Below are 20,987 nucleotides of genomic sequence, written 5' to 3' on the forward strand. Positions count from 1 at the left end.
CGCTTTAAGGAACTCTTTTTGCTTAATAGCCCTTTGAGTTAAAGTAAAGAGTTGTTTTAAAGGATAACCATGCCATCTCCCATTAATCCCATTCAAACCAACGCAAATGCCTTGAATGGCGGAGCGAAAAACGAAGACACCAAAAACGCCCCTAAAAGCGCGTCAAAGGATTTCAGTAAGATCTTAAACCAAAAGATCTCTAAAGACAAAACCGCTTCTAAAGAATCGCCAAATCCTAACGCTTTAAAAGCCACGCCCAAAGACGCTAAAGCGCTTGAAAAAACCCCTACCCCACACCACCAACACGCTAAAGATCTCGTCAAAGACCAACAAGCCCCTACCCTAAAAGATTGGCTCAACCACCCAAAAACCCACCCAACAGCCCCACATGAGACTCAACATGAAACCCATGAGCATGAAACTAACCCCAAAACCCCTAACGAAACTTTAAACAAGAACGAAAAAAAGCCTAATGGAGTTACTTCTAACGCTCATCAAACAAACTTAGCTAGTAAAAACCCCATAACTCCCAATCACGCTAACAACATTATCAAAAACCCCACAGCCCCTACTGACACTAAAAAAGAGCCAAAAACCCTTAAAGACATCCAAACGCTCAGCCAAAAACATGACTTAAACGCTAGCAACATTCAAGCGGCCACAACTCCAGAAAATAAAAACCCCTTAAATGCGAGCGATCATCTTGCTTTGAAAACAACGCAAACGCCCACTAACCACACCCTTGCAAAGAACGACGCTAAAAACACCGCCAACCTTTCTAGCGTTTTGCAATCCTTAGAAAAAAAAGAATCGCACAATAAAGAACACACAATCCCCCAAAATAATGAAAAAAAAACGCCCCCTTTAAAGGAAGCTTTACAAATGAACGCTATTAAAAGGGATAAAACGCTTTCTAAAAAAAAGTCAGAAAAAACCCCTATTCACGCTAAAACCCAGACCACAGCCCAAGCCACAACGCCAGAAAATGCCCCTAAAATCCCTCTTAAAACGCCCCCTTTAATGCCTTTAATAGGAGCTAACCCTCCCCCTAACGATAATATTCCAACGCCCCTAGAAAAAGAAGAAAAAACTCAAGAAATAAGCGAAAATAAAGAAAAAACTAAAGAGACTAGTAATAGCGCTCAAAGTGCACAAAACACCCAAGCTAGCGATAAGACAAGCGAGAATAAAAGCATCACCCCTAAAGAGACGATCAAGCATTTCACCCAACAATTAAAGCAAGAAATCCAAGAATACAAACCCCCTATGAGTAAAATCTCTATGGATTTATTCCCTAAGGAATTGGGCAAGGTTGAAGTGATTATTCAAAAAGTGGGTAAAAACCTTAAAGTGAGCGTGATTTCTCACAACAACAGCCTACAAACCTTTTTAGACAACCAACAGGATCTCAAAAACAGCCTGAACGCTTTAGGTTTTGAAGGGGTGGATTTGAGCTTTTCGCAAGATTCTTCTAAAGAGCAAGAAAAAGAGCCATTCAAAGAGCCATTTAAAGATCAGGAATTAACCCCCTTAAAAGAAAACGCCCTAAAAAGCTACCAAGAGAACACGGACCATGAAAACCAAGAAACGAGCATGCAAATCACTCTTTATGCATGATTTTAAGCAAGTTTGCTCTATAATAAGACATCTTTAATAAGGAAGAGATCATGGCTATTGATTTAGCAGAAGTTACAGGAGCTAAAGCCGCGCAAGAAAGGAAAAAAGAGCAGCCCACCATCGCTAACGGGTTGGATAAAAACGCTTTCATGAAACTCTTTTTAGAGCAATTGAAAAATCAAGACCCCACCGCTCCTATGGAAACGGATAAAATCATCACCCAAACCGCGCAACTCACGCAAGTGGAAATGCAAGAAGAAAACAAAAAAACCATGCAAGAAGTCGCCAGTGCGATGAAATCCAATAAAGAAACTAACGAGTCTTTAAAAGACTTTCAAGGCGCTTTAAAAGACACCATGGAAAACCTTAATAAAGGCATGGACGATAGCTTGAAAGCGAACAACGCTTTAAGGGAAGTAAGTGCGCTTAATTCTGTGAGCATGATAGGCAAAATCGCTGAAACCGATGTGAGCGGGGCGAATTTTGACGGCAACAACAAACTTTCTTTTTCGCTCTTTTTTGATGAAAAAATTGACGCTTCTAAAGGAGTGCCAGCGATTCAAATCCTGAACGAAAGCAATGAATTAGTCAAAACGATTCCTTTAAAAGATTATAACGGGCAAAAGGGGTATATTAATTTTGAATGGGACGGCACAAACGAAAAGGGCGAAAAAGTCCCTAAAGGCAATTACAAAATCAAGGCTGAATACAATTTAGACTCTCAAAGCAAGCAGTATTTGCAAACGCGCATTGGTAGGGGCGAAGTGGAAAGCGTGGTTTTTGATAAAGGCAAGCCCATGCTGAGAATGGGCGAAATGATTTTACCCATAGACAGCGCAATAGAGTTTTACAAGCCGGATCAAAAACCGATTGAACAGAAAATCTCTGAACAAAAGCCGCTTGATCAAAAACTCTCGGAGCAAAAACCCATTGAACAGAAAATCTCTGAACAAAAGCCCCAAACCCCCCCTAAAGAGACAGCATGAACGACACCTTATTAAACGCTTATAGCGGGATTAAGACCCATCAGTTTGGTATTGACAGCCTTTCTAATAATATCGCCAATGTCAATACTTTAGGCTATCGCTCTAATGATCCGGAGTTTAAGACCTTGTTTTCTTCGCATTTAGACGCTTTGAACGCCAAATCCGTTGTGGCTAACGACCGAAATTATGGCGTTACAGGCTCAGGCAACACCCTTTCTAATAAAGACGGCGAATACATGCCTAGTGAAGGGGAATTCCACATGGCGTATCAAGGCAAGGGCTGGTTTGTGATAGGGCCCAATAAAAATGGGGAAATGACCATTAATAAAGACGGCTTTAGCAAAAAACAGGATAATTTTCTCACGCGCGCCGGCAATTTCGCACGAGACGCTGATGGCTATTTAGTAACCCCTGAGGGCTATTATGTTTATGGCATTGATTTGAAAAAAATCAAAGACGGCACGCTCAATTCCACCGCCAGAGATGAAGACATTGAAAAATTGCATGGCAACACCCTTTCGCCCTTACAAATCCCCCAAGATTTGACTTACCAGCCGGTGCTTAGCACGAAAGTGGGTATTAGCGTGAATTTAAACCCTAAAGACCATTTAAAAGGCGTGCAAGATTTTTTCTTAAACGATAAGGGCGAGATTATCAAGGAGCGTTTTTTAAACCAGGACATTAACGCTTTAGCGAATGACGATAACGAGCCAATAGACGCGATCACTAATCGCAAATTAAACATCAGTATCCAAAAAGAAGATGGCAAAAAAGAGGATTTTGTTTTCACTTATGGGGACGCTGAAAAAGGCGAAAACCAGTTCAAAACTTTAGGCGATTTGCAAAAACTCCTTAAAGAAAAAACCGGGCTAGACTTGAACCTCATCAAAAGCGAAAAAGACGCCAAAAGCCCCCCCCTTTTATTAGAGATCGCTAATCCTAGCGAAACGCCTATCACCTTTAGCTTGAGTGGGGGTATTGCGGATAAATTGGGCTTGAATGCGAACGGAATGGAATTGAAAAAGGGCATCAGCAGGGATTCAGTAGCGATTAAAATCCCTTATTACAGCACAGAAGTGGATATTTATGATAAAGCCGGGGATAAATACTTGCTCCAAAGCGAATATTACATGACCAATTCCAACGATCCCACATCAAGCCCCACGAGCAAAAGGAAAAACCAAACTTGGGAAGTGAAAAGCTACATCGCAGATCCCAAAAACAAAACCCCTATCAATGATCCCACTTGGGAAATTGTCGGCTTTGATTCAGCCACGCACAAGATGAAATCCGCCCCCATGACTTTGGATTTTAAGGGTAATAAGCTCACTTATTCACTAGATAAGAGCGAAAACCATGATTCTAGCGATTTGTCTTACCAAGATTCTAAACTTTTAGAAGCGAGTCAAGACGGCAAGCCTAGGGGCATTTTTAGAGACATGCGCATTGAAGAAAATGGCGTGATTTCTCTAGCCTTCAGTAACGGGGTGGTAGAGCCGGTCGCTCGCATCGGTATTTTGGCTTTCACTAACGATCAAGGATTGAGAAAAATCGGCGGTAACCTCTATGAAATGCAAGAAGGCACCATTAATGGCGAAAACAGACCCCTAAGCGGTAACCCCATTTTAGGGTGGGACGAAGAGGGTAAGCTCAAGTTTGGGAAAATCAGGCACAAATATTTAGAAACGAGCAACGTGAATGCCGGGAACGCCCTAACCAATCTCATTTTAATGCAAAGAGGCTATTCCATGAACGCCAGAGCCTTTGGCGCAGGCGATGACATGATTAAAGAAGCCATTAGCTTGAAAAAATAAGGGGCTAAAATAAGGAGTGTGGTAAAATACCCTTTTTAATAAGGATATTTAATGATACCCACACAGCTTAATGAAATTGCAGAATTTTTAAAAACAAACCCTTATCATTTGTCTCAACCCTTACAGGATGGGCGATTAAATTCGTCTGTCAATGAAGAAGAAATTTTAAATACCATTAAGGATTATTTTCCTATCCAACTGCCAAAAGCCAGAGAGTGGTGGGATTTTAGTTTTGAAGAAAACGATATTTTTTATCCTGTTAATATTAAAACCACCACCACAAAAACCGCTGACAATCTTAATTGCAAATTAGGGATTTATTACGCGTTGTGCGGCTTATTGCCGGAATTTAATAACGAAATCGCATGGGAAAAATACTTTCAAAAACTGCATAAAGACTTAGGCACAAACACCGATAGAGATTATTATTTTTTAATTATCAACAAAAACGATCCTAAAGACGTTTTTATCAATTCCTTAAAAGGCATTCAAACTCTTCAGCCCAATAACTTGCCCTTCCAATGCAAGTGGGATAACAACAGAGAAATCGTTCAAAGAAACTTTATTGAAAGTAAAAACTTCATCTTAAGCGCTTTAGCCAAAAGCGTTAAGTTACGATCTAATATTTATTAAGAGAATTTTTTGGAGAGTTTTTTGTATCAATTAGAGATTAAAACTTTAGGGCAGGTTTTCACCCCTAAAAAGATAGTGGATTTCATGCTCACTCTAAAGCACAATCATGGGAGTGTTTTAGAACCGAGTGCGGGCGATGGGAGTTTTTTAAAGCGCTTAAAAAAGGCTGTAGGGATTGAAATCGATCCTAAAATTTGCCCTAAAAATGCCCTTTGCATGGACTTTTTTGACTACCCTTTAGAAAATCAATTTGACACGATTATTGGCAATCCGCCCTATGTCAAGCACAAGGATATTGCACCAAGCGCAAAAGAAAAACTCCATTACAGCCTTTTTGATGAAAGGAGTAATCTCTACTTGTTTTTCATAGAAAAAGCGATCAAGCATTTAAAGCCTAAAGGCGAATTGATTTTCATCACCCCAAGGGATTTTTTAAAATCCACTTCTAGCGTGAAATTAAACGAATGGATTTACAAAGAAGGCACGATAACGCATTTTTTTGAATTAGGCGATCAAAAAATTTTCCCAAACGCCATGCCTAATTGCGTGATTTTTCGTTTTTGTAAGGGTAATTTCAGTAGAATCACCAACGATGGTTTGCAATTTGTGTGCAAAAAAGGCATTTTGTATTTCCTCAACCAATCTTACACGCAAAAATTAAGCGAGGTTTTTAAGGTTAAAGTGGGGGCAGTGAGCGGGTGCGATAAGATTTTTAAAAACGAAAAGTATGGGAATTTAGAATTTGTCACCTCAATCACAAAAAGAACCAATGTTTTAGAAAAAATGGTTTTTGTCAACAAGCCTAATGATTATTTACTCCAGCATAAAGACAGCTTGATGCAAAGAAAGATTAAAAAATTCAATGAAAATAACTGGTATCAATGGGGGAGGATGCATCACATATCCCCTAAAAAACGCATTTATGTCAACGCCAAAACGCGCCAAAAAAACCCCTTTTTTATCCACCAATGCCCTAATTATGACGGCTCTATTTTAGCGCTATTCCCTTATGACCAAAACCTGGACTTACAAAACCTCTGCGATAAACTCAACGCTATCAACTGGCAAGAATTAGGCTTTGTGTGCGATGGGCGTTTTTTGTTTTCGCAGCGCTCTTTAGAAAACGCGCTTTTGCCTAAAGACTTTTTCAATTAGGATAAAACTTGTTAGAAACTTTGCAATTAAACCCTGAGCAACTAAAAGCGGCCAAGGCTTTGAAAGGGTATAATTTAGTGATTGCGAGCGCTGGCACGGGAAAAACTTCTACCATTGTGGGGCGCATTTTACACCTGCTAGATAACGGCATCAAGCCTGAAGAAATCTTGCTTTTGACTTTCACCAATAAAGCGAGTAATGAAATGATCGCTAGGGTGGCTAAATATTTTAAATTAAGCTCCAAAATTGAAGCGGGTACTTTCCATGCGGTAGCGTATCGCTATTTAAAAGAGCATTACCCTAATTTAAGCCTGAAGCAACCTAAGGAACTAAGAAAACTTTTAGAAAGCATTGTGGACACTAAAAACGCCATAGATGACGATAAAAAGCCCTACACTTCGCAGCATTTATACACCCTTTATTCGCTTTACACTAACGCTCTAAAACAAGAAGATTTTAGTGCATGGCTTTCTCATAAAAACCCTGAACACACGCCATACGCCGCCCTTTATGAAAACATTTTAGACGAATTTGAAAACACCAAAAAAAAGCATAATTATATTGACTATAACGACTTGCTGCTGCTGTTTAAAAAAGCGATGCTAGAAAGATCTAGCCCTTATAAAGAAGTGCTTTGCGATGAGTTTCAAGACACTAACCCCTTACAAGAATCCATTTTAGACGCTATCAACCCTCCCAGTTTGTTTTGCGTGGGCGATTACGATCAGAGCATTTACGCTTTTAACGGGGCGGATATTTCTATCATTTCTAATTTCACTCAAAAATACAAAAACGCCCGAGTTTTCACGCTCACCAAAAACTACCGCTCCTCTAAAGAGATTTTAGATCTCGCTAATCAAGTGATACAGTGCAATGAGCGCATTTACCCTAAAAATTTAGAAGTGGTGAAATCAGGGAAATTCAATAAACCCACGCTTTTAAATTACAACGACAATATCGCGCAATGCCAAGACATCGCTAAACGCATTGTGATGCGGAAGAATTTTAAAGAAGTGGCAGTGATTTTTAGGAATAACGCGAGCGCGGATCAATTAGAAGCCGCTTTAAGATTCCACAATGTGCCAAGCAAAAGGAAAGGGAGTGCGAGCTTTTTTGAATCCAAAGAAGTGGCGTTAGCGTTAGATATTTGCGCGCTACTATTTAACCCCAAAGACATTATGGCAGCGATTCACATTTTAAGCTGTATCAGTGATATTGGCTCTAACACCGCTAAAGACATTCATGAAGCCTTAATGCTTTTAGGCAATGGCGATCTCAAATCAGCCTTAATTCAGCCAAGCAAAGAAGCCAAAATTTACACGAAGAAAAAAGAAATCACCTCTATGGGGCTTTTTGAAGAAATTTTTGCCCTAGAAAACAGCTCAAGGTTTAATAGCATGATAGATAAGGCGTTTCATTCGCACCCGGTGTTGATGCACCCTAAAATCTCACTCAATGGGGCTAAGATGCTGAGCGATTTTTTCATTCTCTATACCAAAGCCCCTATTCATTCCCCTAGCGCTTTAATCAAACACATTCTAGAAAGTGCGTTTTTTCAAACCTTTAAAACACGCCTTTTAAAAGAGCGATCTAAAAATAAGGACGGCTCTTACAACGAGTTTAAAAAACTCCAAGCGCAAAAACGCTTCAATGAAAAAATGGACTTGCTGAGTTCTTTGGCGAAAAATTACCAAAATTTAGGGCGTTTTTTAAACGGCACTTTAATAGGCTCAAATGAAGCCACGCAAGGCTGTGGCGTGAATTTATTGAGCGTGCATGCTTCTAAAGGCTTAGAATTTAAAGATGTCTATATTATAGATTTAATGGAGGGCCGTTTCCCTAACCACAAGCTCATGAACACCGGTGGGGGCATTGAAGAAGAGCGGCGGCTTTTTTATGTCGCTATCACAAGGGCTAAGGAAAATTTATGGCTTTCTTATGCGAAAAACGAATTGAGAGAAAACGCCAAACCAAAAGAGCATAAGCCCTCGGTGTTTTTGTATGAAGCGGGGCTTTTGAAACCCGATTCAAAATAAAATTATAAAATTGGTTTTTGTATTGTTTGTTTAATGAGTATTATAATGGGATTTTTATGAGATGTAAGAAAAATACAAAAAACGCTAGCAACCATAGATTTTAACTCTAGCTTGCGCTAGAGCCAAAATTTTAGTATAATGGCGTTGTGGTAACCATTAAAACTATGATCACTAATAGTAATTTCATAGCTGGTTATCTCCTTTCGGGGTAACCACCCACTATTAGACCCTAACATGCTCCAAATTTTCACCACAAAAGAGATAACTTAAAATGACTATTTGCGTTAGCGTGATTTTACATTAAAAAACCTAGAAATGCCAAAAAGCGTTTTTAAAAACCCCCCAAAATTTAACGCTAATCCCCCTAAGATTCCGTTTTTTTTTTTTTGTAAAAAGCGCTCCAATTGTTGTAACTTTATTTCCTTGATAGGGGGTCTTTAAGGGGATTTTTAAGGTTAGTTTAATTTTCATTATGTGAAAATATAACAATTACATCTAACAATTTGTATTACTAATTTGTATTACTAATTTGTATTACTAATTTGTATTACTAATTTGTATTACTAATTTGTATTACTATTATTTACAAGCTCTGATGTAACTAAATCCCAATTTAATCTCAATCAAGGAGCATCCCATTGATAAGGAAAATCATGATAAAGAAAAATAGAACGCTGTTTCTTAGTCTAGCCCTTTGCGCTAGCATAAGTTATGCCGAAGATGATGGAGGGTTTTTCACCGTCGGTTATCAGCTCGGACAAGTCATGCAAGATGTCCAAAACCCAGGCGGCGCTAAAAGCGATGAACTCGCCAGAGAGCTTAACGCTGATGTAACGAACAACATTTTAAACAACAACACCGGAGGCAATGTCGCAGGGGCGTTGAGTAACGCTTTCTCCCAATACCTTTATTCGCTTTTAGGGGCGTATCCCACGAAACTCAATAGTAACGATGTGTCTGCGAACGCTCTTTTAAGTGGTGCGGTAGGCAGTGGGACTTGCGCGGCTGCAGGGACGGCTGGTAGCAACTCTCTTAACACTCAAAGCGCTTGTACCGCTGCGGGCTATTACTGGCTCCCTAGCTTGACTGACAGGATTTTAAGCACGATCGGCAGCCAGACCAACTACGGCACGAACACCAATTTCCCCAACATGCAACAACAGCTCACCTACTTGAATGCGGGGAATGTGTTTTTTAATGCGATGAATAAGGCTTTAGAGAAGAATGGGACTGCTACTACTAGTGGAACTAATGGTGCGACTGGTTCAAATGGTCAAACTTACTCCACACAAGCTATCCAATACCTTCAAGGCCAACAAAATATCTTAAATAACGCAGCGAACTTGCTCAAGCAAGATGAATTGCTCTTAGAAGCTTTCAACTCTGCCGTAGCCGCCAACATTGGGAATAAGGAATTCAATTCAGCCGCTTTTACAGGTTTGGTGCAAGGCATTATTGATCAATCTCAAGCGGTTTATAACGAACTCACTAAAAACACCATTAGCGGGAGCGCGGTTAATAGCGCTGAGATAGACTCCAACCAAGCTAACGCTGTGCAAGGGCGTGCTAGTCAGCTCCCTAACGCTCTTTATAACGCGCAAGTAACTTTGGATAAAATCAATGCACTCAACAATCAGGTGAGAAGCATGCCTTACTTGCCCCAATTCAGAGCCGGGAACAGCCGCGCGACGAATATTTTAAACGGGTTTTACACCAAAATAGGCTATAAGCAATTCTTCGGGAAGAAAAGGAATATCGGTTTGCGCTATTATGGTTTCTTTTCTTATAACGGAGCGAGCGTGGGCTTTAGATCCACTCAAAACAGCGTAGGGTTATACACTTATGGGGTGGGGACTGATGTGTTGTATAATATCTTTAGCCGCTCCTATCAAAACCGCTCTGTGGATATGGGCTTTTTTAGCGGTATCCAATTAGCCGGCGAAACCGTCCAATCCACGCTCAGAGATGACCCCAATGTGAAATTGCACGGCAAAATCAATAACACGCACTTCCAGTTCCTCTTTGACTTCGGTATGAGGATGAACTTCGGTAAGTTGGACGGGAAATCCAACCGCCACAACCAGCACACGGTGGAATTTGGCGTAGTGGTGCCTACGATTTATAACACTTATTACAAATCCGCAGGGACTACCGTGAAGTATTTCCGTCCTTATAGCGTTTATTGGTCTTATGGGTATTCATTCTAAGAAAGGGGGGAAGAGACAAACATGAAACAAAATTTAAAGCCATTCAAAATGATTAAGGAAAATTTAATGACACAATCTCAAAAAGTAAGATTCTTAGCCCCTTTAAGCCTAGCGTTAAGCTTGAGCTTCAATCCAGTGGGCGCTGAAGAAGATGGGGGCTTTATGACCTTTGGGTATGAATTAGGTCAGGTAGTCCAACAAGTGAAAAACCCGGGTAAAATCAAAGCCGAAGAATTAGCCGGCCTGTTAAACTCTAATACGACAAACAACACCAATATCAATATTGCAGGCACAGGAGGCAATGTCGCCGGGACTTTGGGCAACCTCTTTATGAACCAACTAGGCAATTTGATTGATTTGTATCCCACTTTGAACACTACTAGCATCCAACAATGTGGTACTACTAATAATGGTAGTAGTGGTGCGACCGCAGCCGCTGCTACTACTAGCAATAGTCCTTGTTTCCAAGGTAACCTGACTCTTTATAAAGAAATGGTTAGCTCTATCAAAACTTTGAGTCAAGACATCAGCAAGAACATCTTCCAAGGCAACAACAACACCACGAGCGCTAACCTCTCCAACCAGCTCAGCGAGCTTAACACCGCTAGCGTTTATTTGGCTTACATGAACTCGTTCTTAAACGCCAATAACCAAGCGGGTGGGATTTTTCAAAACAACACTAATCAAGCTTATGGGAGTGGTGTTACCGCTCAACAAATCGCTTATATCCTAAAGCAAGCTTCAATCACTATGGGGCCAAGCGGTGATAGCGGGGCTGCCGCAGCGTTTTTAGACGCCGCTTTAGCGCAACATGTTTTCAACTCCGCTAACGCTGGGAATGATTTGAGCGCTAAGGAATTCACTAGCTTGGTGCAAAACATCGTCAATAATTCTCAAAACGCTTTAACGCTAGCCAACAACGCTAACATCAGCAATTCAACAGGCTATCAAGTGAGCTATGGCGGGAATATTGATCAAGCGCGCTCTACCCAACTGTTAAACAACACCACAAACACTTTGGCTAAAGTTGCCGCTTTGAATAACGAGCTTAAAGCTAACCCATGGCTTGGGAATTTCGCTGCCGGTAACAGCTCTCAAGTGAATGCGTTTAACGGGTTTATCACTAAAATCGGTTATAAGCAATTCTTTGGGGAAAACAAGAATGTGGGCTTACGCTACTACGGCTTCTTCAGCTATAATGGTGCTGGCGTGGGTAATGGCCCTACTTACAATCAAGTCAATTTGCTCACTTATGGGGTGGGGACTGACGTGCTTTACAATGTGTTTAGCCGCTCTTTTGGCAGTAGGAGTCTTAATGCAGGCTTCTTTGGGGGGATCCAACTCGCAGGGGACACTTACATCAGCACGCTAAGAAACAGCCCTCAGCTTGCGAGCAGACCTACAGCGACGAAATTCCAATTTTTGTTTGATGTGGGGTTACGCATGAACTTTGGTATCTTGAAAAAAGACCTAAAAAGCCATAACCAGCATTCTATAGAAATCGGTGTGCAAATCCCTACGATTTACAACACTTACTATAAAGCTGGCGGTGCTGAAGTGAAATACTTCCGCCCTTATAGCGTGTATTGGGTCTATGGCTACGCCTTCTAAAAAAGCTCAAGGCCTTTTATAGGCTTTGATTGAACCCTTTAACCCCCACGCTTTAAAAACAACCCCAAAACCCTTATCCAATAGTCAAATAATGGAATTGACCCCCTAAGAACGCTTTAATGGTAAAGGTGATCAAACGCTAAAGATATTTAGGATTTCTGTGGTTTAAAAACTTTGTTTTGTGGTTCTAAATTTTATGGTAAAACCCATTTTTTAAGGGGATAGGAAGTATTTTCCCCCACAACACCAAAACTAAATCCCCCCTAACCCAAGAAAACCGTTTTTAAAACCCCCAAGCAGAAATCCTAAACATCTTTAGTGTTTGGGGTGAATGCCGCTAATTTGCAGTATAACACCCCCATACATTTGCATCTAGCGTAGGAAGCGCGCAAAGTTACGCCTTTATAGATATGATGCGTGAGAGCTGTAAGGAATGCGTTGGAGCTCAAACTCTGTAAAATCCATTAGGCACACAGAACAAGAACCAAACTCTCCCCCAACATCAGGAAGCCCAATCGTCTTTAGCGTTTGATCACTTCACAAAACTAGCTTTGCACAAAGTCTTTTATACTCAGATTTTAAAAAATACCTTGGAGTGTTTTTAACTTGCTGCGATTGGAAATCAAAACTTCAGCGTGAGGTTGGTCATCATGTAACTTCTGTCTTGGTAATTAGCGCTAAAATCGCCATCAGGGTTATTGAACTTGGGCGCTCCAAAATACCCTGCTTGATACCCTTTATTGATCCTAGCCCCATAATAAGTGATCCTAAAGTTAAGAAGAACCGATTCAGTGAACGCATAGCTCGCGTTGAATTGCACGGAATATTCATTAGCCCTCCCCACTTGCCCTAACGCATTCTTATTCGCATGAGAGACGCGCCCAAAAACATGCCATGCAAAACGCTTATGAATCCCTCCAACCGAAGTGTAAAAAGTGAAAGTGTTAGCGTTAGTGATCGCATCAGCCAGCCCATCATAAGCCGTATTATCCCAAAAATCATAGCCAATCATTCCGGCATGCTTAGTCGTTATGGAGATTTCACTACCGATATAGGAAGTGTTATTCCCCCTTGGCATCGTGTGAGAGCCTAAAAAAGCGTCCGAATTGCCAAAGGTGTTATAAAAGCCAATGGACCAGTTGAAATTATCCCACCAAAAAACCTGGCGGATATTTAAAGTAACGCCATTCCTCCCCAACAACGAGCCATGGGGCGTGCTGTCTTCTAAACTATAAGTGTTTGTCTCTGGGTTATACCACCCCCTATAGTATAAAGGAAAGGTTGTCATGATCATGCTTTGAGAGCGAAAGCCCACATTTTCAAAATTCCTATTCGTGTCATAGACTAGCTTAAAACCGGGAGCGTTATAAGTCTTAGGCGCAAAATAATAAAAAAATTGAGCGTCTAAACCTTTATAAGAATAGGTTGTGGTGATCCCATGCCAGCCGTAATTGATGAAATCGTTGCTGTTATTAGGATTGCCTCCCTTTTTCAAATAGGGCACCGTCGCAAAAAACTCATAAATCCAAGAGTTAAACGCTAAACCTCTCCCAAAAGAACTCCACCACCAAAACCTTAACCTTTGTGTCTCAGTCTTATAGGGCTGATAATACACTTCCCACCCCTGATTCGAACCGCTCATAAAATCAATATTCGCTTCATAACGCCCCGCCTTAAACCCAAAAACATCTTTGTAATCGTATCGTAAAAAAGCGGTATCCACCACATAAGGCCTTGCATGATAGCTCGCTGATTGGGAAGTCCCCGCATAAGCAGGGCCAAGATATTTATTGAAAAAGTATCCATGATAGCCCCCAATGAAATTCTCTACAATTGAGCCAAAAACTTTCCCGTTAGCCTGGTTAATATCATACTTAGTCTTATCATAAGGAATGGCTGCAATCGCCCCACCCAAAGAGACAGAGAGCCTGTGGTTTTCGATGCCTTTAGGGAGTAAATTGACTTTGACTTGCGCTAAAGTTACAATATCTATAAAACTTTCAGTAGGATAAATCCCTTTTTTAGTATTGATTTGAGAATTGTTAAAACCAATCTTAGAAAAGTTCTCCACACGACCACTAAACCGATAATCAAAAGCTTCTACAGGACACAATAAAAACGATAAAAGCGATAAAGAAGAAGTCAGAAAATACTTCTCTTGTCTCATTAAATTCTCCCTAATCTTAATGGTATGATCTTTTTTGTTGAGATTATAATTATAATCAAAAAAAAAAAAAAACAGCATAAAGTTAAAATGTTAATTAAAATCCACAACCTTATTTTACAAAAAATAACCATTTATTGTAAATTGGTTTAAAATTAAAGGATTAAAATCATATATTTGTTACTTTTAAAGAATGCGTTATTTTTGATTGGGCTTATTACGCATGAAATTCTCGCTTCTTTTAACCCTCCTTTTTTGTTTTTGCGCGGGCGTTTTTATTTCTTCACTTTTTTAACCGCTTCAAAGAAAAATAGCCCCCACGCGCTCAAATTTTAAAACTTATAAGAAATTTCAAATCTAGCGTTAAAGCCAGGCTCTGCCATGCCCCTTGCGTATTTGTCTTGATTGGGCTCATCAGGGCTCATCACCGGGCTTGCTTGATCAATATATTGTTGGTTAAAAACATTGTTAAACACCGCATTCAGGCTCAACCCTTTGAGTTTTTTATAAGTGGGCTTGTAAGTGATAAAAAAACTGCTCACCCCATAACCCGGCTTATGCACATGAAAAATCCCGGGCGTTTTAGGGCAATCGCTAGGCCGTCTGTCAATATCCGTAGGGCCGTTACGATAAGGGCTATAAGAGCAATAACTCAAATCCGTAACAAAGCGTGAAAGCCAAGTGATGCTAAGACCGGTGCGTGGGATTGTATAGCTTGCCGTTAAAATAAACACATTGCCTGTCGTGGCCGCCAATTCATACACATCAGCGATCAAACGCCCTTTTAAAGAAGGCCATGATCGCGCCACGCTCAAGCCTAAAGAAAAACCCTTGTATTTAGCTGTCCCTGAAACTTCATAACCCGGCACATAAATAATATCTTGTGCGGGCAAGTTGGTTACAAAAAGCGTTGAAGAAAATTGATTGATGTAATTAGAAATCAATTGGACAAAACCGGCAGCTCTGAAATCAAAATACTGACTGCTGTATTCGGTGTTAAATTCCACATTTTGCCCGATTTCTGGCTTTAAATTGCGGTTATAGCGCAAATTATCTTGACGCATCCACACCAAACCTCCAGGCATAGGGCCTCTAGTTACATACGCGTAAGAAAGCCTGAAATTCAAATTTTCTAAAGGCGAGACGTTTAAAGCCGCGCTAGGGCTAAACCCTTGAGTTACGTGCAATTGCCAGTCTTTATCCACTAAAGTATAGACATCATAACGAGTCCCTGCCCCCAAAGTTACCATAGGATGCAAGGTGTAATTCGCTTGCGCATACACCCCAACCACATTCGCGGTAGCGCCATTTCGTTGGCAACGCCCGTTCATGTTGGAATCATTAGGGCTTGTAACCCTTAAGCATGCATCAGGGGCATCGCCGGGTCTAACTAATTCGCTATTGGGGATCGCTTTATCAAAAGTGGTTAAGTTTTGGTAATTCAACCCATATTCCAAAAGATTGTCATTTTTATGATCTATGGTGTGGATCACGTTCGCATTAAACCCAGAATTGATGATGAATAAATTTTTATTAGCCACCACAGATCCCCCTCCAAGGCTTTTAAAAGTGATGGAGCAAGTTTGTTTAGTAGCGTCATAAATGCCCCCTTGCGCCACGCATTGATTTTCTTCATTTTGAGAGAGTTGTGGGTTTGGGGTGAAAGGAATGATAGCCGCTATATCGTTAGGCTTAAAAAGCGGATCAATTTGGACATTCCTGATGCTCGTATAACCATTGATTTTTAATTTAGGATCGCCAAAGCGACTCCCCCCTTCCCTTTCATAATTCAAGCTCACGTTATGCACTAAATTGACGCTATAAGTTTTAAACAAACTAGCGTCATTTTCAAACAAACAATCGCTAGGGTTTTTCTCGTTAGGGAAAGCGTTGAAATCACCACAAGAATAGGGTAAAAAAGTGCCGGTAAAATTCGCTCTTAAAGGGCGATTGGCGTTATCTCTAGTCATGTTATAACTGAGCGTTAAAATATCCCTTTCGCTCAAATAACCATTGATCTTAGCCATCACATTGTTTTGCTCGCTAGGGCTTGCTGTAACTTTATTATCCGCTTTAGGGTCAAAAAGATTTTTCATCGCATTATCCCCATCACGATAATAAAAAATATTTTGGTGCGTGTAATACAAAAGCGCATCAAAATGATGGTTACGATAAGCGCCCATCACGGTTTCTCGATCCCCAAAGTTGGTTAAAAAAGTTGCAGCCCCACTTATGGCGTAGTCTTTACCTTTAGGGATAAAATCGCTCGCACTCCTAGTCTCCATTTTGATCGCGCCAATCAAAGCCATAGGCCCCGCACTCGCTTGAGCCGCCCCCTTAGTAACCACCACGCTTTTGAGCATTCCAGGATCAATAATCGTATTGCCTTGATGCCCATAGCTTGCACCCATTTGCGCCGCGCCATCCACCGTAACCCGAGCCAATCTGTCTTCAATACCGCGCACATAAATTTTTTGTGCTATCACTGCGCCACCGCCCACATTGATATTAGGGTTTCTTCTAAACATGTCGCTGATCTGGTTGGCTTGCCTTCTTTCTAATTCCTTACTTGAAATGGTTGTCTGGTTGTTGTAATTAAAGATTTTAGCCGCTTGAGTGGTAACCTTACCTAGAGTGTGTTGGGCGTTCTTTTCTTTTTTCCTTTCTGTCTTTTTTTCTTCTTTTTGTTCTTCTTTAGCCTCTAATTCAAACATGCCTAATAAGGACAAAAAAATAGAAAAACTCCAATACTTCCTAAAACGCTTGTCATTCATTCTTAAAATCCTAAATATAGCAATTATTGTTTTTGAAAAATAAGATTGTTATTATAACTAAAAAAGTATTATTTTTAGAGAAAGATTTTTCTCGGTTACTTTATTTTATGATATAAAAACTCATTTCCTTAAGGGGATAGGGGGGCATTTTGCGATAATGTCCCCCTTAACCCCCTTAAGAAACCTCCTAACCCAAGAAGACCGCTTTTTTCAAGAGATTATCGCTTGATTAAAATCAAGCTCTTTTATTGATCTTTTTTATCTTATTCTCACTTTTTTATCTTTATAGAGTTTGAATATTTTAGAACTAGCGCTTTCAAACAAACCCCTTTCATCGCTCACAATGACATCAGCGAGATTGGAAGCGATTTCTTCATCATAGGCGCATTGGGTGAGGTTGGCTGAGGTGCTATAGAGCGTTTTAAAACGCTTTAAAAAATCCCCATGCCTGCCCCTAACCACACGAACGGCCTTAGAGTTAGGATAAATAAAAGTGGTTTTAGCGCTTCTTCTGATGAGGTTTTTAAAAGCGTTGGGCGCGCGCACTAGGCTTTTTAAGGTGGTAAAATCAGCGCTTTCTATTAAAACGCTTTGGTTTTTAGGGCGCTTTTTTAAAGCGTTGAGTTTTTCGCTGTCTTTAGAAAGCAGTCCTATAGTGGTATCGCTTTGAACGAGATACACTAACGCCATCAAATTACTTCAAATAATCTTGTAAGGCTAACAACTCGTCTTTTTGAGAACTTTCTTCTAACGCTAAAAGTAAGACTTCTATCGCACTTAAAGTCGTGAAATAACTCACATGGTTTTTAAGCACAGAAGCGCGGATGAGTTTGGCGTCATCTTGAGATTTGTGATCGCTGGTGTTGATAGCCATGCTGATTTCCCCATTCATCATCAAATCCATGATATTGGGACGGCCCTCAGAGATTTTAAGCACTTTTAAAGACTTCACCCCGGCTTTTTCCAAAGCCTTATGCGTGCCCTCTGTGGCGCACAATTCAAAACCTAACTGAACCAAGCGTTTCATTAAAACGCACGCTTCTTCTTTATCCTTATCTTTAATAGAAACAAAAATAAGCCCCTTGTTTTTAATGGGGTTAAAGCAAGCCGTTTGAGCCTTGAAAAATGCAAGCCCTAAAGATCTAGCAATCCCCATCACTTCGCCGGTGCTTTTCATCTCAGGCCCTAAAATCAAATCCGATCCATAAAGTTTATTAAAAGGGAAAACCGCTTCTTTTAAAGCCACAAAATGGGGCATTTTAGGCTTATAAACGCCTTTAGAATATTCTACGATATTTTTTTTATCATAAAACTTCAAGGCTTCTTTTAAATCTTCTAACACCATAACCCTAGTCGCCACTTTGGCTAAAGGAACGCCTAAAGCCTTGCTTAAAAAAGGCACGGTTCGGCTGGCTCTGGGATTGACTTCAATCAAATACAGCGAATTTTCATAAACAGCAAATTGGATATTCAATAGCCCCACTACGCCTAAATGCAGAGCGATTTTCGCGCTCACTCGCTCAATTTCATCTAAAATTTCAGGGTTTAAATTGGAAGGGATAAAGCATGCCGAATCGCCTGAATGGATACCCGCCTCTTCAATATGCTGTAAAATGCCGGCAATATAAACCTCTTTTTTATCGCAAATAACATCCACATCTAATTCCACCGCTTTTTCTAAAAACTTATCAATGAGGAGCGGGTTTTTAGGGCTAATTTCTAAAGAATGCGTAACGCTTTCTAAATAATGGTGCAGTTCTTCAATGTTTTCTAAAATTTGCATGTGTTGGCCGCCTAGCACATAACTAGGGCGCACGATAATAGGGAAACCAATCACATTAGCAATACTATAAGCTTCATCAACGCTCTTAGCCATGCCGTTTTTGGGCTGCTTGATGTCAAGCTCTTTTAAAAAGAGGGAAAATTTCTCCCTGTCTTCTGCAATATCAATCACCTTAAAAGGCGTGCCAATAATGGGGGCTTGCATTTTAGCTAAATCTTTAGCGAGTTTTAAGGGGGTTTGTCCCCCAAAATGCACGATAATGCCATCCACTCGCTCCCTTTGAATGATGCTCTTCACGCACTCAAAATGAATGGGTTCAAAATAGAGCGTGTCGCTCGTGTCATAATCCGTGCTAACCGTTTCTGGATTGCAATTGAGCATGACGCTTTTAATGTTTAAATCTTTCAAAGCAAAGCTCGCATGCACGCAACAATAATCAAATTCAATGCCTTGACCGATGCGGTTAGGCCCAGAGCCTATGATTAGGATTTTCTTTTCTTGTTTTTCTTGTTTGTTTCCAATAGGGGGCAAAGGATTGGGGGCATAGGTGGAATACAAATACGGCGTGAGCGATAAAAACTCCGCCGCGCAAGTGTCCACTTCTTCAAAATGGGGCGCGATTTGTAAATTAGATCTAGCTAATTCCACTTCAAAAGGACTGACCTCTAAATTTTCATTTTCTTTGATTTTAGCGGCAATCCTAGCATCGCTAAAGCCTAAATTCTTAAGCCCTCTTAATTTTTTGGCGTCCGTTAAAACGCTAGAATTGATGCCTTCTTCTGCTTTGACTAGCTTTTGAATTTGAAATAAAAACCACCTGTCAATCTGGCATAATTCAAACACTTCATCTACAGAAACGCCGAGCCTGAACGCATCAGCGATATAGAGCAAGCGCTTGGGATTGGGCCGGCGGATTTCCTTTTTTATCGCTTCTAAATCTTTGCTTAACGATTCAAACCCTAGCCAATTGTTTTCCAAAGAGCATAGCGCTTTTTGTAAGGCTTCTAAGAAATTCCCCCCTATCGCCATCACTTCGCCAATGCTTTTCATGGAAGTCCCTAGAGTGCTAGAAACACCGGCAAATTTTTCAAACGCAAAGCGAGGGATTTTCACCACGATATAATCCAAACTAGGCTCAAAACTCGCCGGGGTGTTGGTAATATCGTTTTTAATTTCATCTAAGCTAAAACCCACCGCAAGCATGGTAGCCACTTTTGCAATAGGAAACCCGGTCGCTTTTGAAGCTAATGCGGAGCTACGGCTCACTCGTGGGTTCATTTCAATCACAACCATTCTTAAAGTCTCGGGGTGGATCGCAAATTGCACATTGCTTCCGCCCGTATCCACGCCAATTTCTCTCAAAATCGCAAAGCTCGCATCGCGCATGCGTTGGTATTCTTTATCGGTTAAGGTGAGGCTTGGAGCGATGGTGATGCTATCGCCGGTATGAACGCCCATGGGGTCAATGTTTTCAATACAGCACACAATGATGCAATTGTCCTTGCTGTCTCGTATGACCTCCATTTCGTATTCTTTCCACCCCAATAAGGACTCTTCAATCAAAATTTCATTAATGGGCGAAGCGTCTAGGGCGTTTTTAGCCAATTCTTGAAACTCTTCAATATTGTAAGCGACCCCACTCCCTCCCCCAGCCAGAGTGAAACTCGCTCTAATAATGGCTGGAAAGCCAATTTCATTAATGGCTTCTAGGGCTTCTAACTCGTTATAAGCGTAACGCCCTTTAGGCAAATCCATCCCGATTTTTAACATCGCTTCTTTGAAAGCCTGCCTGTCTTCGCCTTTTTTAATCGCTTCAATCTTAGCCCCTAAAAGCTCCACGCCTTCTAACATGCCCTTTTGATGCATCTGCATGACCGCATTCAAAGCGGTTTGCCCGCCCATTGTGGGTAAAATAGCGTCAATTTTTTCTTTTTTGATGATAGCGGCGATATTTTCTCCAGTGATGGGTTGGATATAAGTTTGATGAGAAAATTCAGGGTCAGTCATCACGGTGGCCGGATTAGAATTGATTAAAATCACTCTATAACCTAAAGATTTTAAGGTTTTACAACTTTGAGTCCCTGAATAGTCAAACTCACAAGCTTGACCGATCACAATAGGGCCTGATCCTATCAGTAGAATGTTGGAAATATCGGTGCGTTTAGGCATAACTAATCCTTAAAGAAAGAATATCAACGAAGCGTTAT

At 40.7% G+C, this 20,987-nt stretch carries 11 protein-coding genes and 1 pseudogene; 8 read left to right on the plus strand and 4 right to left on the minus strand.

Features of this window, described 5'->3' with window-relative positions; genetic code table 11:
• Window positions 1-69 precede the first annotated feature (69 nt).
• The 8 genes and pseudogenes from fliK to alpB all read left to right on the plus strand — a co-directional run bounded on the left by fliK (window position 70) and on the right by alpB (window position 12,059).
• On the plus strand, window positions 70-1,617 hold the full coding sequence (fliK, locus tag HPB14_RS04405; RefSeq protein ID WP_001139915.1) for a flagellar hook-length control protein FliK: 1,548 nt from the start codon (window positions 70-72) through the stop codon (window positions 1,615-1,617).
• 50 nt (window positions 1,618-1,667) lie between these two features.
• Complete coding sequence (gene flgD, locus HPB14_RS04410) at window positions 1,668-2,603, plus strand: flagellar hook assembly protein FlgD (RefSeq protein ID WP_000963294.1); 936 nt, start codon at window positions 1,668-1,670, stop codon at window positions 2,601-2,603.
• Window positions 2,600-4,417: a flagellar hook protein FlgE gene (locus tag HPB14_RS04415; protein WP_001000189.1), complete on the plus strand. Its 1,818-nt coding sequence runs from the start codon at window positions 2,600-2,602 to the stop codon at window positions 4,415-4,417. Before flgD ends, HPB14_RS04415 begins: the two co-directional genes overlap by 4 nt.
• Window positions 4,418-4,468: 51 nt before the next feature.
• A pseudogene (locus tag HPB14_RS04420) lies at window positions 4,469-5,091 on the plus strand (restriction endonuclease).
• Window positions 5,060-6,205, plus strand: a complete 1,146-nt coding sequence (locus HPB14_RS04425) for an Eco57I restriction-modification methylase domain-containing protein (RefSeq protein WP_000443336.1) — start codon at window positions 5,060-5,062, stop codon at window positions 6,203-6,205. Before HPB14_RS04420 ends, HPB14_RS04425 begins: the two are co-directional and overlap by 32 nt.
• Before the next feature lie 8 nt (window positions 6,206-6,213).
• The gene (locus tag HPB14_RS04430) at window positions 6,214-8,241 is read left to right on the plus strand and encodes an ATP-dependent helicase (protein WP_000894521.1); all 2,028 of its coding nucleotides are present in this window, start codon (window positions 6,214-6,216) and stop codon (window positions 8,239-8,241) included.
• A gap of 653 nt (window positions 8,242-8,894) precedes the next feature.
• Window positions 8,895-10,448: a Hop family adhesin AlpA gene (alpA, locus tag HPB14_RS04440; RefSeq protein ID WP_000592475.1), complete on the plus strand. Its 1,554-nt coding sequence runs from the start codon at window positions 8,895-8,897 to the stop codon at window positions 10,446-10,448.
• 21 nt (window positions 10,449-10,469) lie between these two features.
• Entirely contained in the window at window positions 10,470-12,059 is a 1,590-nt protein-coding gene (alpB, locus tag HPB14_RS04445) for a Hop family adhesin AlpB (RefSeq protein ID WP_000812532.1), read from the plus strand.
• 622 nt (window positions 12,060-12,681) lie between these two features.
• Here alpB and hofG read toward each other — a convergent pair.
• The 4 genes from hofG to carB form a co-directional block, all read right to left on the minus strand.
• Window positions 12,682-14,226 (minus strand): outer membrane beta-barrel protein HofG, encoded by a 1,545-nt coding sequence (gene hofG / locus HPB14_RS04450; RefSeq protein ID WP_014658491.1) that lies wholly within the window; start codon window positions 14,224-14,226, stop codon window positions 12,682-12,684.
• Window positions 14,227-14,555: 329 nt separating this feature from the next.
• Window positions 14,556-16,997, minus strand: coding sequence for a TonB-dependent receptor domain-containing protein (locus HPB14_RS04455; protein ID WP_000998475.1), 2,442 nt, complete (start codon window positions 16,995-16,997; stop codon window positions 14,556-14,558).
• Between the two features lie 258 nt (window positions 16,998-17,255).
• Window positions 17,256-17,687 (minus strand): L-threonylcarbamoyladenylate synthase, encoded by a 432-nt coding sequence (locus HPB14_RS04460; protein ID WP_001230015.1) that lies wholly within the window; start codon window positions 17,685-17,687, stop codon window positions 17,256-17,258.
• Window positions 17,688-17,691: 4 nt separating this feature from the next.
• Window positions 17,692-20,949 (minus strand): carbamoyl-phosphate synthase large subunit, encoded by a 3,258-nt coding sequence (gene carB, locus HPB14_RS04465; RefSeq protein ID WP_001126485.1) that lies wholly within the window; start codon window positions 20,947-20,949, stop codon window positions 17,692-17,694.
• Between the last annotated feature and the right edge of the window lie 38 nt (window positions 20,950-20,987).

The organism is Helicobacter pylori HUP-B14 (genome assembly GCF_000259235.1).
Classification (GTDB): Bacteria; Campylobacterota; Campylobacteria; order Campylobacterales; family Helicobacteraceae; genus Helicobacter; species Helicobacter pylori_CU.